Raw genomic sequence first — 15,492 nt, forward strand, 5'->3', positions numbered from 1 at the left:
AACCTGCTGGCTGATCCCAATATTTGCTCCCTGTTCCGATTGACGTTTACGGGGAGACCGAATAGATGACCGTTGAGGCCCAAAAAGAGAGCCATGGATTCCAGACGGAAGCCAAGCAGCTACTGCACCTGATGATCCACTCGCTCTACTCCAACAAGGAGATTTTCCTGCGCGAGCTGGTATCCAACGCTTCTGATGCCGCCGACAAGCTGCGTTTTGAATCGCTGTCCAAGCCCGAATTACTGGGTGAAGATGCAGACCTGCGCATTCGCATCGAGTTTGACAAGGAAGAGGGCACACTCACCATTACCGATAACGGTATTGGTATGAGCCGCGATGAAGTGATCGAAAACCTCGGTACTATCGCCCGCTCCGGCACCTCTGCATTTATGCAGCAGCTGACCGGAGACCAGAAAAAAGATGCGCACCTGATCGGCCAGTTCGGTGTGGGCTTTTACTCCGCCTTTATCGTTGCTGACAAAGTGGACGTATTCACTCGTCGCGCCGGTTTGAATTCCGACCAGGGTGTGCACTGGGAGTGTCACGGTGAAGCGGAATACTCCGTAGAGACTGTAGAGTGGCCCCAGCGCGGTACCCGGGTGGTTCTGCACCTGAAAGAAGAAGCGAAAGAGTTTGCCGATAACTGGCGCCTGCGTTCCATCATTAAAAAGTACTCTGATCACATTGCCATTCCGGTGGAAATGTTGAAAGAGGAAATGCCGGCAGCGGAAGAGGGCGAAGAGCCGAAAGAAGAGAAAGCGCCTGAGTTTGAAGCAGTAAACGCTGCCCAGGCCCTGTGGACTCGCCCGCGCTCGGAAGTGAAATCTGAGGAGTACAAGGAGTTCTACAAGCATATCTCCCACGATTTCGACGATCCCTTAACCTGGAGTCACAACCGCGTAGAGGGCAAACAGGATTACACCAGCCTGCTATACATCCCTGCGCGCGCACCGTTTGATCTGTACCAGCGCGATGCCGCTCGCGGCCTCAAGCTGTATGTGCAGCGCACTTTTATCATGGACGATGCGGAGCAGTTCCTGCCGTTGTACCTGCGTTTCGTGAAAGGTGTTCTGGACTCCAACGATCTGCCGCTGAACGTATCCCGTGAAATCCTGCAAAAAGATCGCAATACCGATGCGATCAAGAGTGCGCTGACCAAGCGTGTTCTGGATATGCTGGATAAACTGGCGAAAAAAGATGGCGATGAGTACCAGAAGTTCTGGGATCTGTTCGGTAATGTATTAAAAGAAGGTCCGGCTGAAGATTTCTCCAACAAAGAGAAAATTGCCAAGCTGCTGCGCTTCGCCAGCACCCATACCGATACCGAGAAGCAGGATCAATCCCTGGAAGACTATGTGGGTCGCATGAAGGATGGCCAAAAGGCGATCTACTACGTGTGTGCCGACAACTTCGCTACGGCCAAGTCCAGCCCCTACCTGGAAGTATTCCGCAAGAAGGGTATCGAAGTGCTGCTGCTCACCGATCAGGTGGACGAGTGGTTCGTGGGCCATATGAACGAGTTCGACGGCAAGCAGTTCCAGGACGTGGCCAAAGGTGCGCTGGATCTGGGTGAAGCCGAGAGCGACGAAGACAAAGCTGAGCGCGAAAAAGTTGAGCAGGAGTCCGGTGCCCTGGTTGAGCGGGTACAGGAAGTTCTGGAAGGTCGCGTTGAATCCGTACGCGCAACCACTCGCCTGGTGGACTCCCCAGCGTGTCTGGTGGTGAGCGAACAGGATATGGGCCCGCAAATGCGCCGCATCCTGGAACAGGCTGGCCAGGCCCTGCCAGATGCCAAGCCGATCTTTGAAATCAATCCGTCCCACCCACTGGTACAGCGTCTGGACCAGGAGGCGGATGAAGATCGCTTTGCGGATCTCACCAATATCCTGATGGACCAGGCTAATCTGGCTGCCGGTAACCAGTTGGCAGATCCGGCGGATTATGTGCGCCGCCTGAACACGCTGTTGCTGGAAATGCACGGCTAAGTCAGCGCTATTGATTGGTGCTAAGCGATGGCCAGCGGAGTTGTTTTAGACTTTGCTGGTCCCAGAAGCGGCCCCTGCCGGATCGAGCGGTGTTTTATCGGTTGGTCAAGGCAGAGGGCCGTTTTTGCTATTTACTGTGCCGTTTCGCACAACTGGCAGAAGTTTAAAACAAATTGACCCCATTGGGCTCAGCGGGTCATGCCTCTATAATCCGCAAGTCTTATAAGAAGCTTTATCGGTGTGACAATGCAAAAAGAAACTTCCAACCCCCTCGCTATTGCCGTATTGGGCGGCGGCAGTTTCGGAACCGCGATTGCTAACATTGTGGCGGGCAACGGCCACGATACCCGCCAGTGGATGCGCAATGCGGAGACGGCGGCTGAGTGTCGCGACACTCGAGAAAACCATAGATACCTGCCCGGCGTGCCGCTGCACCCGGAATTACAACTTACCAGCGACCTGGAGCAAGCGGTCGATGGCTGCAATATCGTTTTTGTGGCGATACCCAGTAAATCCTTTCGCGAGGTGGTAAAAAAAGTGGCCCCGCTGTTGGCGCCGGGTACCATGCTGATCTCAACCACCAAGGGAATCGAGCACGACAACTTCCACTTAATGAGCGATATCCTGCGCGAGGAAACCACCGGCATGCGCGTTGGGGTTTTGAGCGGACCAAATTTTGCAAAAGAAATTGTTGCGGGGCACTACACTGCAACGGTGGTGGCCAGTGAAGACGAGGCGCTTTGCAAAGCGATTCAATCGGCACTGCACTCGGAAACTTTCCGGGTTTATTCCAGTAACGATGTGTTTGGAGTAGAGCTTGCGGGTGCGCTAAAAAATATCTACGCGATCGTCACTGGTATGGCTGCGGCACTGGAGCGCGGGCAAAATACCATCAGTTTATTGATTACCCGCTCCCTGGCGGAAATGATGCGTTTTGCCGAAGCGATGGGTGCCGATCCCATGACGTTTATCGGCCTCGCTGGTGTTGGCGACTTGATTTTGACCTGCTCCTCAGATCTCAGCCGAAATTACCGGGTGGGGTATATGGTCGGTAAGGGCAAGCCGCTCGATCAGGCTGTCGCAGAAATTGGTCAGGTGGCCGAAGGTGTGAATACGGTTCGTCTGATTAAACAGAAAGCCGACGAAATGGGTGTCTACATGCCCTTGGTTTCCGCGATTCACGCCATATTATTTGAACAGCGGCCGATTCCTGAGGTGATTCGCAATTTGATGTCGGGCGCGCAAACTTTTGATGTGGCCTACTCGGCCAAGCCTTAAATGGAAGCCTCATATGAAAAATGACGATCTAAAGCGCAATCTTACTTCCGGCAACCAGTGGGTGCGCCTTATCTATATGGTGCTGTTTGCAGTGTGCCTTCAGGTTGCCGCGTGGTTACTGATGGCGGTAGTGATACTGCAATTCCTGTTTTCGATTATCAGCGGGAAATCCAACGATAATCTGCGTCGCTTTGGCGATCAGCTCGCCTCCTATGTTTACCAGGCGATTCAATTCCTGATCTACAACTCCGACGAAAAACCTTTCCCGTTTTCCGAGTGGCCTGAATCTGAAGTAGAGGATTTGTCCGGTTACGAGGGCGCCGAAGATGTTTCTGCAGAAGTGGTTTCTACAGAAGTAAAGCGTGAAAAGGACAAGGCTGAAGACGAAGCCGAGGATGCCATTATCCTGGGTAGCTCCGAGCCCGAGAGCAGTGAAAAGCCCGAGCTGGTTGAGGAAAGTGCCGACGACGCCGACAAACCTGTCGACAAGAACTGATCGCTTTTCCTATCGCTAATTTATCCGGTGCCTTATCCGAGGGCACCGGATAAATATCCGCTGCCCTCCCTACGAATATTCCCGCAGATATCAACAAAGTAACAACCTACCCTTGAGGAAGCCCCATGCAGCTGTTTATTTTGCGTCACGGTAAAGCCGAGCCCATGCTCGCTAATGATGCAGAGAGAGCCCTGACAGAGCGCGGGCGCAGGCAGGTTGCACAGGTTTGTAAAAAGCGCGCCGAGGAACTGGCGGCGGTAAAGGCTATTTGGGCCAGCCCATTTGTACGCACCCAGGAAACCGCTGAGATTGCTGCTGCTCAACTGGGATTGTCCGTTATTACCGAGTCGCTGCTGATTGGCAATACTTACCCACAGCAACTGCTCGATCATTTGCAAACCCAGGATACCTTTCCGCTTCTGCTGGTTAGTCACCAGCCTCTGGTGGGCAGCCTGCTCAATGGCCTCTGTGGCAGCGGTAACGAGCATCCGATGGGCACTTCCAGCCTCGCCTGTGTCAGTGCGGATGTATGGGCTAATGGCTGCGCTGACCTGGAGTGGTTGCAGCACGCAGAGTAATTTTTCCGGTCGTGTCTGCCAGTAAATCCCTATTGCGCTGATCACAACTGTCATTGCGGATGTTGTTGGTGGGCCGCACCATTTCACCACCTGTTTTAGTCACTATCCGGTGGATATCACTTTGGCGACAAATCAAATCACTCCCCGTGAAATCACCCTTGAGTTTGATCACAAGTCGATTGCCGCACGCCAGTGGGGCGACCCGGAGGGAGAGCCGGTAATTGCTCTTCACGGCTGGTTGGATAACTGTGCCACCTTCAGTCGGCTGGCTCCCCTGCTGAGCGGAATTAATCTTGTAGCGATAGATATGCCGGGCCACGGACGCAGCTATCACCGTTCCCTCGATGCCAACTACAACATTTGGGAAGAGGCGGAAGATATTTTGGGGGCGGTGCACGCGCTGGGCTGGCGCAAGTTCTCCATTGTGGCGCATTCCCGAGGTGCTATCGCCGGGGTGATTACCGCTGGTGCTTTTCCCGATAGGGTAAAGCGCCTGGCACTGATCGATGGCCTGGTACCTCCCTCCACCGAGGATGAAAAAGCTCCGGAGAACCTGGCCAAGGCCATTGCCCAGAGAGCCCGTTATGGCACGCGCAAGCTGCGGGTTTACGGTACTTTCGAAGAGGCGGTCGAAGCGCGCAAAAATGGCATGTTCCCGCTAACTGAGTGGGCAGCGCAGGTATTGACCGAGCGGGGCACCCGGGAAGTGGAGGGAGGTTATATGTGGAGTAATGACCCCCGGCTGATGGCGGCTTCCACAGCCAAGCTCAATGAGCCACAGATTAAAGCTTACTTATCCCGATTGAAGATGCCGGTCCAGCTGGTTCTCGCTGAAGATGGTATCGCAGATATGCTCAAGCGCCTGCGCCCTGTACTGCAAGAGTTTCCGGGTATTGAGGCGCGTGAGATTCCCGGAAGCCACCACTTGCACCTGGAGGAGAGTGGTGCCCGGGCGATTGCAGAGTGGTTTGGGCCTTTCTTGCGCGGTGAAACCGCTTAGAAGGGAACCCGCTTGGAATAGCAGCTGGCATCCATCTCCCGCACCTCTACCGAGACTGCGGGAACTCCCTCGGCAAATTGGCACAGGCTGTTAAAAACCGCCGAGCTCAATGCTTCCCTTTCCCGCGTAGAGCGCCCCTCAAGCAAGCGGATCTCTGCGTGGATAAAGCTGCTGCCATTGTCCCCAGCGATAAACTGATCGTAGGACTTGGCGCGGGTCTTGATATTGTGAGAGGCGAATAAACCGGAACGGTGCATCGCCTCCTGAGCCGAGCTGACCAGTGCAGCGATAGAAATCTTCTCTTCCAGATTTTTCGCATACTCTATGATCAGGTGAGGCATAGCGGTCACTCCTCGGTCAAAGCGGCCCTGGCGGCCGCTGGGTACCTGTGGCGTTTACTGGCGCAGCAGGGAGAGGAACTCGTTGCGGGTGGCCTGGTTGCTGCGGAAAGTACCGAGCATAGCCGAAGTCTTCATCACAGAGTTCTGTTTTTCCACACCGCGCATCATCATGCACATATGCTTGGCTTCGATGATCACGCCGACACCGGCAGCACCGGTAACGTTTTGCAGGGTCTCGGCGATCTCTACGGTCAGCTGCTCCTGGATCTGCAGGCGGCGCGCAAACATATCCACAATGCGTGCTACCTTGGACAGGCCAACGACCTTGCCATTGGGAATATAGGCTACGTGGGCGCGGCCGATAAACGGCAGCAGGTGGTGCTCACACAGGGAGTAGAGTTCGATATCCTTAACCAGCACCATTTCGCTGCAGTCGGACGGGAAGAGCGCGTCGTTGACTACATCTTCCACGGTCTGTTTATAGCCGCGTGTCAGGTATTCCATGGCTTTGGCGGCGCGCTCCGGGGTGTCTTTGAGCCCAGGGCGTTGCGGATCTTCGCCGATTGCTTCAATAATTCGCGCGTAATGTTCGTTCATGCTGCTCTTTCCAACATCTCAGCCCGAAGGGCGGGTGCGCTACCCTAAGCGTTTGTAACCCGAGAGTAAAGATCCACGCGGCCCCAGGAGCCTGTTAGCTGTTATTTGACGACCACTGGCGAAGGCTGTTTTGTTAGCAGGGCAGAGGAAGTTGGGCGGAAAAATGGCTTAGGGCCTTTAGGTAGCAGCTGTAAAATGGCCACTTAACCTTACTCGTCGCTTATTTGGTGTGAGCAAACTACACTCCCCGGGCATTGATTGGCCCCTCTGAAGCAACAACAGAGGGTACCCGCAGGTGACAGTGGGCCCCGACGAGATACAAAGCACTTAAGGATAGATTGATGATAGAAAGGCGTGAAACAAGCCTCCACGAACTGACCACGGTTTTGGACTATATCCGCTGGGGGACCAGCCGATTCAATGAGGCCGACCTCTACTACGGCCATGGCACCGACAACGCCTGGGACGAGGCCGTTTTACTGGTAACCCACGCCTTACATCTCCCCCCTTACAGTAAGCCGGAGATACTCCAGGCCCGTTTGACCATGGAGGAGCGCCGCGACGTACTCACTATCCTGGAGCGGCGCTTTAGCGAGCGGGTACCGGCGGCCTACCTGACCAAGGAAGCGCATTTCTGCGATATGACATTTTATGTGGACGAGCGGGTACTGGTACCCCGTTCACCGATTGGCGAGATGATTCGCCACAACTTCCAGCCCTGGCTCAATGTTGAGCCCCTGGCGATTCTGGACCTCTGTTGTGGTAGCGGCTGTATCGGTATCGCCTGCGCCGAGGCCTTCCCGGAAGCGCGTGTCGATGTGAGCGATATTTCCGAGGACGCGATCGAAGTGGCACAGATCAATATCAATCGTCATGAGTTGAACGAACGCGTGCGCGCAGTGCAGTCGGACCTATTTTCCGGCCTGCACGGTATGAGTTATGAGTTGATCGTGTGCAACCCGCCCTATGTCGATGCCCACGATCTGGCCGAAATGCCCAAGGAATACCACGCTGAGCCGGATATAGCCCTGGGCTCTGGTGATGACGGTCTCGATTTTACCCGCCGCCTGCTGCGCGAGGCTGCCAACCACTTACAGCCCGACGGCCTGTTGATCTGCGAAGTGGGCAATAGCTGGGAAGCCCTGGAAAAAGCCTTCCCGGAGGTGCCGTTTATGTGGCCCGAGTTTGAGGATGGTGGCCACGGTGTCTTTGCAATCAGCCGGGAAGAACTACTCGCCTATCAACCCTACTTCGAAAAGGAATAATTCCTTTTGCCTCCCCGGCAATCTCGGTTGCCGGGTTATGGGTACAAGCCCGGTTCTGCGGACACTTGTGCTTTTTGCCCCAGTCTGCGCACTGGGGCGGGCAGATCATTTATAATGCGCGCCCCTATTGTGGGCCATCCTGTTTTACCACCTACTAGCTGGAAAAGTCGTCTATGTCGGGCAATACCTTTGGCAAGCTGTTTTGTGTCACCACCTTTGGCGAAAGCCACGGCCCCGCGCTCGGTTGTATCGTCGATGGATGCCCTCCGGGTCTGGAGATTAGTGAAGAAGAAATTCAGCGAGAGCTGGACCGCCGCAAGCCCGGCACTTCCCGCTATACCACCCAGCGCCGCGAGCCCGACCAGGTAAAAATCCTTTCCGGTGTTTTCGAGGGAAAAACCACCGGCACGCCCATTGGTCTGTTAATTGAAAATACCGACCAGCGCTCCAAGGACTACAGCAATATCGCTGAACAGGTAAGGCCAGCCCATGCCGATTTCACCTATTGGCAAAAATACGGCATTCGCGACTACCGTGGGGGTGGTCGATCCTCCGCCCGTGAAACTGCCATGCGGGTTGCCGCTGGGGCCATCGCCAAGAAATGGCTGAAACAAAAATACGGCATTGAAGTGCGCGGTTATCTCTCGCAATTGGGCCCGATCAAAGTACAAAAACTGGATTGGGATCAGGTAGAACAAAACCCCTTCTTTAGCCCGGATGCCGATCGGGTCCCCGAAATGGAGACCTATATGCAGGAGCTGATCAAAGAGGGGAACTCCATCGGTGCGCGTATCTCAGTACACGCCAGCGGCGTTCCAGCCGGACTGGGTGAACCTATTTTTGATCGCCTGGATGCAGATCTGGCCCACGGCTTAATGAGTATTAACGCGGTAAAAGGCGTGGAAATTGGAGCTGGCTTTGACAGCGTGGAGCAGAAGGGCACTGAGCACCGAGATGAAATCACTCCAGAAGAGGGGTTCCTGTCGAATAATGCCGGGGGTGTCTTGGGTGGTATTTCCAGTGGCCAGGATGTCATTGCCCATATCGCCCTGAAGCCGACTTCCAGTTTGCGCATTCCCGGCCGCAGCGTTGACCGCTCCGGCAATCCCATTGAAGTCGTTACCAAAGGCCGCCACGACCCCTGTGTTGGTATTCGAGCAACGCCTATCGCCGAGGCCATGATGGCCCTGGTTCTGATCGATCACGCACTGCGCCACCGCGCTCAGAATGGCGATGTAACACCGGGATAATTCGATCGGCTTTTTTCTATTAGATACCGGCGAAAGCCGGTATCCGTTCTCCGCGCTACTAAGATGCAGCTAATAAGCTAAGCCCCTGTACTTCCCCAACTTTACTCCCAACAAAGTAGTTAGCTCCATCCTCCTCAATTTTATTAATGTTGCGCAGTCGATCTGAGGGGCTTAAAACGCCTTTATTTCCCCGGTTTACGACATGGGTATAAATTTCAGTAGTACTAACATCCGAATGCCCTAGCAACTCCTGAATCGTACGCAAGTCATAACCCGCTTCGAGCAAGTGAGTCGCAAAGCTATGGCGAAATGCGTGGCAGCGAGCCGGTTTGTTGATTCCTGCTAGCTTGACAGCTATACGAACCTGGCGCGCTAAAGTTGTTGCGTGCATATGGTGCCTTCTGTTTTCACCGGAGCGAGGACATTGACCGATGGTGCTGGAAGGGAAAAGGTATTGCCAGGCGAGTTGTCGGCTTGCACCTGGGTACTTTCTTTCCAAAGCGTTAGGTAAATAAACCGAACCAAAACCAGCCAAAAGATCTTGTTGATGTAATAGGGAAACAGATTCCACCTGCCTATGTAACTGCACAATTAACCCGTTAGGTAATATCGTAGTGCGATCCTTATCTCCCTTACCACCTCGAACAAAAATATTATTGCTGCCGAAGTCTATATCCTTTATGCGTAAAGAAAGCAGTTCGGCACTGCGAAGGCCGCTACCGTACATTAGCTCAACCTGTAATCTATAGGTGCCTTCAAGGTGATCCAAAATTGATGATATTTCTCTACGGCTATAAACCACAGGCAAGTACTTTTGTTGTTTTGCCAGTTTAAAGTCCAGAGCCTGAATATCCCTACCTAAGAATCTCTTGTACAGATATATCAAAGCGTTCAGAGCTATTCGTTGTGTATTTGCGGAGCAAAGTCCCTGAACTGCAAGATGAGAGAGAAACGTCTCAATCTCAACAGCTCCCATATCGGCAGGGTGCTTCTTTTTGTTGAAATGAATAAAACGTTTAATCCAATGGGTGTAAGTTTGCTCTGTTCGGTACGATAGTCCTTGCTTTCGAATATGAAATCGCAGGTTGTCCATAAATCGTTCAGGCTTACTTGGTAGTTTGTGGCGAATGTCGTCCATAATATTGCCTTTTAACTGTTTTTATATACAGTATTTGCTCTTTTGTCCTGCTGTCAATATCAGAATTCAAGAGAAGCTTCTCCTATTTCTGGAGGTGACGATCTATCTCTTTGATTTTTATAGGGTTGGTAATGTTATAAAGAGCAGAAAAAGCAGCTAGATATATAGCGCGGGCTATATATCTGCCTGTTGAAAATTATGCCAAAGCTCTTAACTTTTTGATATTATTGGGTTTTTGAGGTTATCTCGAAAGAAGTGAGCAAAATTATATAGAAGGATGATATAAAGACGCTTCTTTTGAATTAACTGTTGTACAAACCCGCTGCGCGGGAGTGGTGCCACTTTTAAATTATAAGAGGCATTTTAGAAAATGCATAACCGGGTATTGCAAAATATATTTTCTGCGTACAGTGGTTATTTATCTAAAACTGCGCAGCCACTAAAAAATTTAAAGGCTATCTCCTCGATACAAGAATGCCGTACAAAATCGATGGGAAGCAGTTATTATCGTTGTAAGCACAACCATGTCACTGAACAGCATCATTCTTGTAGGCATAGAAGTTGCCCGCTCTGCTCAGGCAGAAAACAGCTCCAGTGGGTTGATCAGCAGCGTCGTAAATTATTTGATACAGAACATTTTTATGTGGTCTTTACTATACCTCATGAGTATCTGCCGTTATGGCAATACAACGAAGAGAAGCTTACAGATATACTCTTTTTGTCGAGTAAAGAAACCCTGTTTGAATTAATGGCGAGTAAAGACTATCACGGAGTAACTCCCGGGATGCTTATGGCTCTGCATACTTGGGGAAGACAGTTAACTTTACACCCTCATATACACTGCTTGATAACCGCTGGTGGTTTGACTTTAAGGGAAAAGTGGAAAGAAACAGGTGAGTATTTATTACCTGTTCGAGTGGTTAAGAGTCTTTATAGGGGAAAGTTTCAAGCGCTGTTACTAGAGCAGTATCGTGCTGGGTTAATCAAGCTCCCTCCCAGTTGGCCCATTGGCCAGTTTGATATTCTCTTTAAAGCTTGCTATCGCAAAGAATGGTCAGTTCGTATTCAGGATCGATATGAGCATGGACAAGGAGTGCTTCTGTATTTTTCACGATATATCAAAGGTGGCCCGCTGAAGCCAAAGCAGATATTAAACGTGGATCATAAGGGGCTGGAATTTCGTTATTTTGATCACCGTGACCAGCGACGCAAGCGACTAAGATTAAAGCCTGAAGAGTTCTTAAGACGTGTCTTGCAGCACATACCTCCAATAGGAAAACACATGGTACGGAGTTATGGATTATATGCTGGGTGTAATAAGAAAAAGCACGATCTATGTAGTAATCAAGTGGGTTTAATGAAAGATCAACGACTCCCAGCTGGATTGCAAATCCAAGATCTGGTGGTAGAGTGTGGGCAGTGCCATGAATCTACAAAGTTGACTGGCAGAGTGTGGTCTAAGGCGAAAAAAGGAATTTCCTTTATAAAGGGGGCGGCTCGGCAAGATAGTGCCGGCGGGAATGTACAACATGGCGATGAACCAGACACTGCAGGAATGGGCCTCTTTAGTTCGGCCTAAATTCAATGCCAGGTCATTTTTTTTACCGCCTGCAGTGCAGGTTATCTAAGCGTTATGTGTTTTAAGAAGGGACTGAGCTTTGTCAAAATATCAAATCCCCAGGTCAGCCGGAGAATTTGAGATTCTTGAATCTAAATCTGGTAATCCAATGATATGGAATCGGAAAAAAGGTAAAGGAAAGGTTATGATTCCATGCAGAGATCGTAATCATGCTGAAGAAATATTAGGGAAGTTAAAGGATCTCAAAAATGGAGGTGAACTATGGATTTAAAGCTTGAATTAGACGGTTCGGCGGGTACACATAACCAGTTGCTGTAGTACGTTCCGGCCACAAAAGACGTGGTCTCCACCGGACAGCCTGCACTGTGTTTCGGCTGCCGCTAAGCAAGGCGTTAGGTTTACCCAATGAACATTGTGATTGTCGTCGTATCTGGAATTTTGTACTTGATATTCGGTGTGGTAGTTGGCTTCGCGTTAAGCTCACATAAAGATGTATTATTAGGTCGTAGGCCAAACACACAAAATAAATTCATACTATTTTTAGCTAGGCCAACTCAGAGTATGCAAGGTATTGATAAGGTTGTATTCGTAATTGCTATGCTCTTATGGTTTCCAGTGTTTATATGCTTGGTTGCAGCGCCTATTGTGCTGGCATCTAAATATGCTCCTGAATTAGAGCAATTAATCTTTATTATGCTAATACCGTGTGTGCTTGCTGGTAAGTTTTATGGTTCTTATAAGTGGCGTACTTTGCTATAAACCTAACGAGGCAATGCAGCACAGCCACTTTGTGGCTTGGACAGCCTAGCCGTCGCTCGTTTTGTGCATGGCTACGCCATTGTTGCACAAAACAATCAACAACTAGTCTGCCGCTGATTGCGGCGTTAAGCCTCAGAGAAAAAGTATGGATGCCAAAGAGTTTGTAAAACGCTGGAAGATCGAGAAAGAAGATCTCCTGAAACTTTATACCTCCGGCAGTGAAAAAACTGAGGTGGCTTCCATAATCAAGAATATGGAGCTAAATCCAAACCAGCAGAAGCTGATGGTATCAGTCCTAGATGGTGTTCTTACTGATACCTTCTATTCCTTGCTATTGGGGCTTGATGGCTCTGGAAGCATAGGCGGTACTCAACATAGATTTAAGGTATATGACGAGTCTGGAAATTTAGTATCAGATTGTGGTGATCTTGAATCTGAAGCGTGGGAACAGTTTCATGGTGAATAGCGAGCTTCGTGCCAGGCTTAACAAGGCGCTCAACTACACTCCGGCCGCAAGCGGCCGGAGTCGGACAGCCAAAAGCGTGCTTCGCACTCGCTGCCGGTTAGCTTAGCGTGTGTGCCAGGCATGGCATTTAACTAGAGAGGTGGAAGTCCTCTTACCAGGTATTCGTGGAGCCGAAGGTTAGCGAAAGGGCAAGGTCAATATCGCGAGGTATTGGCTGGAGGAAGCCCAACGCAAATTCACGGGGTGATGAACAAGAACTGGATATGAGGTGTGACGCAGGTGGAGCCAGTGGGCACGTGACCATAAAGCTCTCCATCCACAACTGGCCTGCGTTTTATAAATCCAGCATCTACGTGAAGAAAGTTAAATGTCTTACCCTGGGAGGTCTATGGGTTGTTAATGGAATGACTGAAAACTGAGAGATTGGTTTTGACCGACCCATAGAAGTCAGCAGAGGGCATAGTAGGTAGATTTCGTGCTACTGAAGGCCTGAACAATTCTGGACAGTACTATTAATGCAGAGCTTGATGACTGCATCTGACAAGTAACTTAGTTGCCAGAGAAAAAAAATTTTTTTTTCTGGGTGAACATCAAACTGGAAACTTAATCATACATTGTCCAATTTCTCATCTCTTTTAATGCAGCGAATTCTAGATAGGAATAATCTGTTTCGAGCATTACAACAAGTTTCTCGTAACCAGGGTGCACCAGGCCTCGATGGTATGACGGTAAAACAGTTGCCGGAACATCTTAAGCAGACTTGGATTGCTACCCGACAAAAGGTGCTAAGTAGTAGCTATCGTCCTCAACCGGTGAAACGCGTCTTTATACCAAAAGGCAATGGAGGCCTGCGTCCATTGGGTATACCCACTGTGCAAGATAGGTTGATCCAACAAGCTATCGCACAGATACTCAGTGAGCAATGGGAGCCGAAGTTTCATGCTCTTAGTTTTGGTTTTAGACCAAATCGATCGGCACACCAGGCGATTAGACAGGTCCAAAACTTTGTCCGGCAAGGAAAGCGCTGGACGATCGATATGGACTTGAAATCCTTCTTTGATGAAGTGAATCATGACAAGCTCATGCTAACACTGAAGCAAAGCGGAATACCGGCTGATGTGCTGGGGTTGATAAACCGATACCTAAAAGCGCCAACGGTAGTCGATGGCAAGGTAATAGCTACAACAAAAGGCGTACCGCAAGGTGGGCCGTTATCTCCGCTTCTAGCGAATATTGTGCTTAATGAACTGGACTGGGAGCTGCACAAGCGGCAACTCAGTTTTGTACGATATGCCGATGATTTTCAAATACTGGTGGGAAGTCGTCGGTCTGCAGAGCGGATAAAAGTAAGCCTTACGCACTTCATCAAATGTAAGCTGAAGCTCACAGTAAATACTGAGAAGAGTGCAGAGGATCACTTCTGGAAGCGGAGCTTTCTAGGATTTAGATTGCTGAAGAAGGATGCCCGGATAAAGGTATCAGAATCATCGACTAATAAATTGAAGGCAAAGATCAGAATAATCACCCGCCGAACACGAGGCCGCAAGTTTACTCAGATCATAGATGAGTTAAAGAAGACCCTGCTTGGTTGGAAAGCGTACTTTGACATCAGTGAAGTACTGAGCCCTCTGAAAGATCTGGACAAGTGGATAAGGCGGAAGTTGCGATGTTATTTATGGAAGCAATGGGGACGTAGTGGTTACCGCAGATTAAGAAGGCTGGGCGTTGATCGTTTTTTAGCGTGGAACACGGCCAAATCAGCGCATGGACCATGGAGGCTAAGCAAAAGTCCTGCCCTTTACAGAGCATTGCCAAATAGATACTTTAGGAACTTGGGGCTGCCGGAATTGGCAGATAGGAAGGGGAATAGAATTGAACCGCCATGGTACGTGACCCGTATGCCTGGTGGTGTGGGAGGAGGGGCATCGTGAGGTGCCTCCCTATCCCGATTAGGCAAAAGGAAAGATATGCCCTACGAACCAACTATTAAGCGAAATCCTAGACAGTTAGCGATTGAACAGCATTTTCATACAGCTCATGCAATTTCTTTGTTCTATGACTCTGAAGGAAAAGTAGAAGTGATGGAGCTTTCTTCTGGCGAGATAGTTCGAAGGCATAAACGTGCCAAAATGTTCTGCACTAAACGAACGTGGGATCAGCGAGCTGAAACGGGATATATGGTGCCAATCGAAAATGCATTCCACGAAGAGATTGATAATATCAAAGCATTTTCCGAAAGAAACCATGAGGCAATATCTAAATACTGCCTTCTATGGCGGCTAAGGCACGAATATCATTTAAGTAACCCTGCTGATGCAGTGCTTAATGAGGTGTCTGGCTCTGGTCTAACCAAAGAACAGGAAGAAATACGAGAGAGCAAGGGTGCAGGATTTGTTCGTGATGGTGGAGTTGTAGTTTCCCGTTTTACTTCAGGCATTCAAATACAAACTATCCTTGACCGAGATTGGGGTACTTGCAGCCATTTTAAGTGGGGGTTAATCGAAGCTCAGGATGGGGAGTTTATTGTTGCAGATGGTTATGGAGATTTTGCTTTTATTCCTATATCACCAAAGAAAGCCTTCTGGGCTGGTGAAAATGATCAGAAAATTAATCGGCAGCAATTGGCTGATGTAAATAGAGAGTCGGTGTCGAGAGCAAAAGAATATTACTTTGCTCGTAAAATCAGTGAGTGCCCAATTGCCTAACAAACCAATCAACTACGCGCCTACGGCGCCGGACAGCTTACACTTCGCTTCGCTA

General features: G+C 50.1%; 15 protein-coding genes. 12 read left to right on the forward strand and 3 right to left on the reverse strand.

The features are described from left to right. Positions 1 to 65: 65 nt before the first annotated feature. The 5 genes from htpG (at position 66) to ACJJIE_RS22975 (ending at position 5,337) form a co-directional block, all read left to right on the forward strand. Positions 66 to 1,985 carry a molecular chaperone HtpG gene (htpG, locus tag ACJJIE_RS22955; protein ID WP_282933781.1) on the forward strand — a complete coding sequence of 640 codons (1,920 nt, stop codon included), beginning with the start codon at positions 66 to 68 and terminating at the stop codon, positions 1,983 to 1,985. Between the two features lie 246 nt (positions 1,986 to 2,231). After that, on the forward strand, positions 2,232 to 3,263 hold the full coding sequence (locus ACJJIE_RS22960) for an NAD(P)H-dependent glycerol-3-phosphate dehydrogenase (RefSeq protein WP_444893085.1): 1,032 nt from the start codon (positions 2,232 to 2,234) through the stop codon (positions 3,261 to 3,263). 13 nt (positions 3,264 to 3,276) lie between these two features. Next, positions 3,277 to 3,759 carry a DUF4389 domain-containing protein gene (locus ACJJIE_RS22965; RefSeq protein ID WP_444893086.1) on the forward strand — a complete coding sequence of 161 codons (483 nt, stop codon included), beginning with the start codon at positions 3,277 to 3,279 and terminating at the stop codon, positions 3,757 to 3,759. 125 nt (positions 3,760 to 3,884) lie between these two features. Continuing rightward, a complete protein-coding gene (gene sixA, locus ACJJIE_RS22970) occupies positions 3,885 to 4,337 on the forward strand; it encodes a phosphohistidine phosphatase SixA (RefSeq protein WP_444893087.1) in 453 nt (150 codons plus the stop codon). A 121-nt stretch (positions 4,338 to 4,458) separates the two neighbouring features. Further along, on the forward strand, positions 4,459 to 5,337 hold the full coding sequence (locus ACJJIE_RS22975) for an alpha/beta fold hydrolase (RefSeq protein ID WP_444893088.1): 879 nt from the start codon (positions 4,459 to 4,461) through the stop codon (positions 5,335 to 5,337). Here the strand turns inward: ACJJIE_RS22975 and ACJJIE_RS22980 are convergent. Both ACJJIE_RS22980 and folE read right to left on the reverse strand, forming a co-directional pair. Continuing rightward, a complete protein-coding gene (locus tag ACJJIE_RS22980; RefSeq protein ID WP_444893089.1) occupies positions 5,334 to 5,678 on the reverse strand; it encodes a 5-carboxymethyl-2-hydroxymuconate Delta-isomerase in 345 nt (114 codons plus the stop codon). The two genes, ACJJIE_RS22975 and ACJJIE_RS22980, sit on opposite strands and share 4 nt — an antisense overlap. Positions 5,679 to 5,732: 54 nt before the next feature. Then, on the reverse strand, positions 5,733 to 6,275 hold the full coding sequence (gene folE, locus ACJJIE_RS22985; RefSeq protein WP_282933775.1) for a GTP cyclohydrolase I FolE: 543 nt from the start codon (positions 6,273 to 6,275) through the stop codon (positions 5,733 to 5,735). Positions 6,276 to 6,616: 341 nt separating this feature from the next. On the opposite strand from folE, the gene prmB reads away from it, so the two are divergent. Next, positions 6,617 to 7,540, forward strand: a complete 924-nt coding sequence (gene prmB / locus ACJJIE_RS22990; protein WP_444893090.1) for a 50S ribosomal protein L3 N(5)-glutamine methyltransferase — start codon at positions 6,617 to 6,619, stop codon at positions 7,538 to 7,540. A 173-nt stretch (positions 7,541 to 7,713) separates the two neighbouring features. Next, complete coding sequence (gene aroC, locus ACJJIE_RS22995) at positions 7,714 to 8,790, forward strand: chorismate synthase (protein WP_444893091.1); 1,077 nt, start codon at positions 7,714 to 7,716, stop codon at positions 8,788 to 8,790. 58 nt (positions 8,791 to 8,848) lie between these two features. Here aroC and ACJJIE_RS23000 read toward each other — a convergent pair whose 3' ends face one another. Further along, complete coding sequence (locus tag ACJJIE_RS23000; protein ID WP_444893092.1) at positions 8,849 to 9,928, reverse strand: integron integrase; 1,080 nt, start codon at positions 9,926 to 9,928, stop codon at positions 8,849 to 8,851. 370 nt (positions 9,929 to 10,298) lie between these two features. On the opposite strand from ACJJIE_RS23000, the gene ACJJIE_RS23005 reads away from it, so the two are divergent. From ACJJIE_RS23005 to ACJJIE_RS23025, 5 genes are all read left to right on the forward strand, one after another. Beyond that, complete coding sequence (locus ACJJIE_RS23005; RefSeq protein WP_444893093.1) at positions 10,299 to 11,507, forward strand: IS91 family transposase; 1,209 nt, start codon at positions 10,299 to 10,301, stop codon at positions 11,505 to 11,507. Positions 11,508 to 11,912: 405 nt separating this feature from the next. After that, complete coding sequence (locus tag ACJJIE_RS23010; protein ID WP_444893094.1) at positions 11,913 to 12,266, forward strand: hypothetical protein; 354 nt, start codon at positions 11,913 to 11,915, stop codon at positions 12,264 to 12,266. Between the two features lie 145 nt (positions 12,267 to 12,411). Further along, positions 12,412 to 12,732, forward strand: a complete 321-nt coding sequence (locus ACJJIE_RS23015; protein WP_444893095.1) for a hypothetical protein — start codon at positions 12,412 to 12,414, stop codon at positions 12,730 to 12,732. A 638-nt stretch (positions 12,733 to 13,370) separates the two neighbouring features. Then, positions 13,371 to 14,663, forward strand: coding sequence for a group II intron reverse transcriptase/maturase (gene ltrA, locus ACJJIE_RS23020; protein ID WP_444891821.1), 1,293 nt, complete (start codon positions 13,371 to 13,373; stop codon positions 14,661 to 14,663). Between the two features lie 36 nt (positions 14,664 to 14,699). Then, positions 14,700 to 15,437 (forward strand): hypothetical protein, encoded by a 738-nt coding sequence (locus tag ACJJIE_RS23025; RefSeq protein ID WP_444893096.1) that lies wholly within the window; start codon positions 14,700 to 14,702, stop codon positions 15,435 to 15,437. The last annotated feature ends 55 nt before the right edge of the window (positions 15,438 to 15,492 follow it).

The sequence above is a fragment of the Microbulbifer maximicatervae (SeqCode) genome, assembly GCF_052467325.1.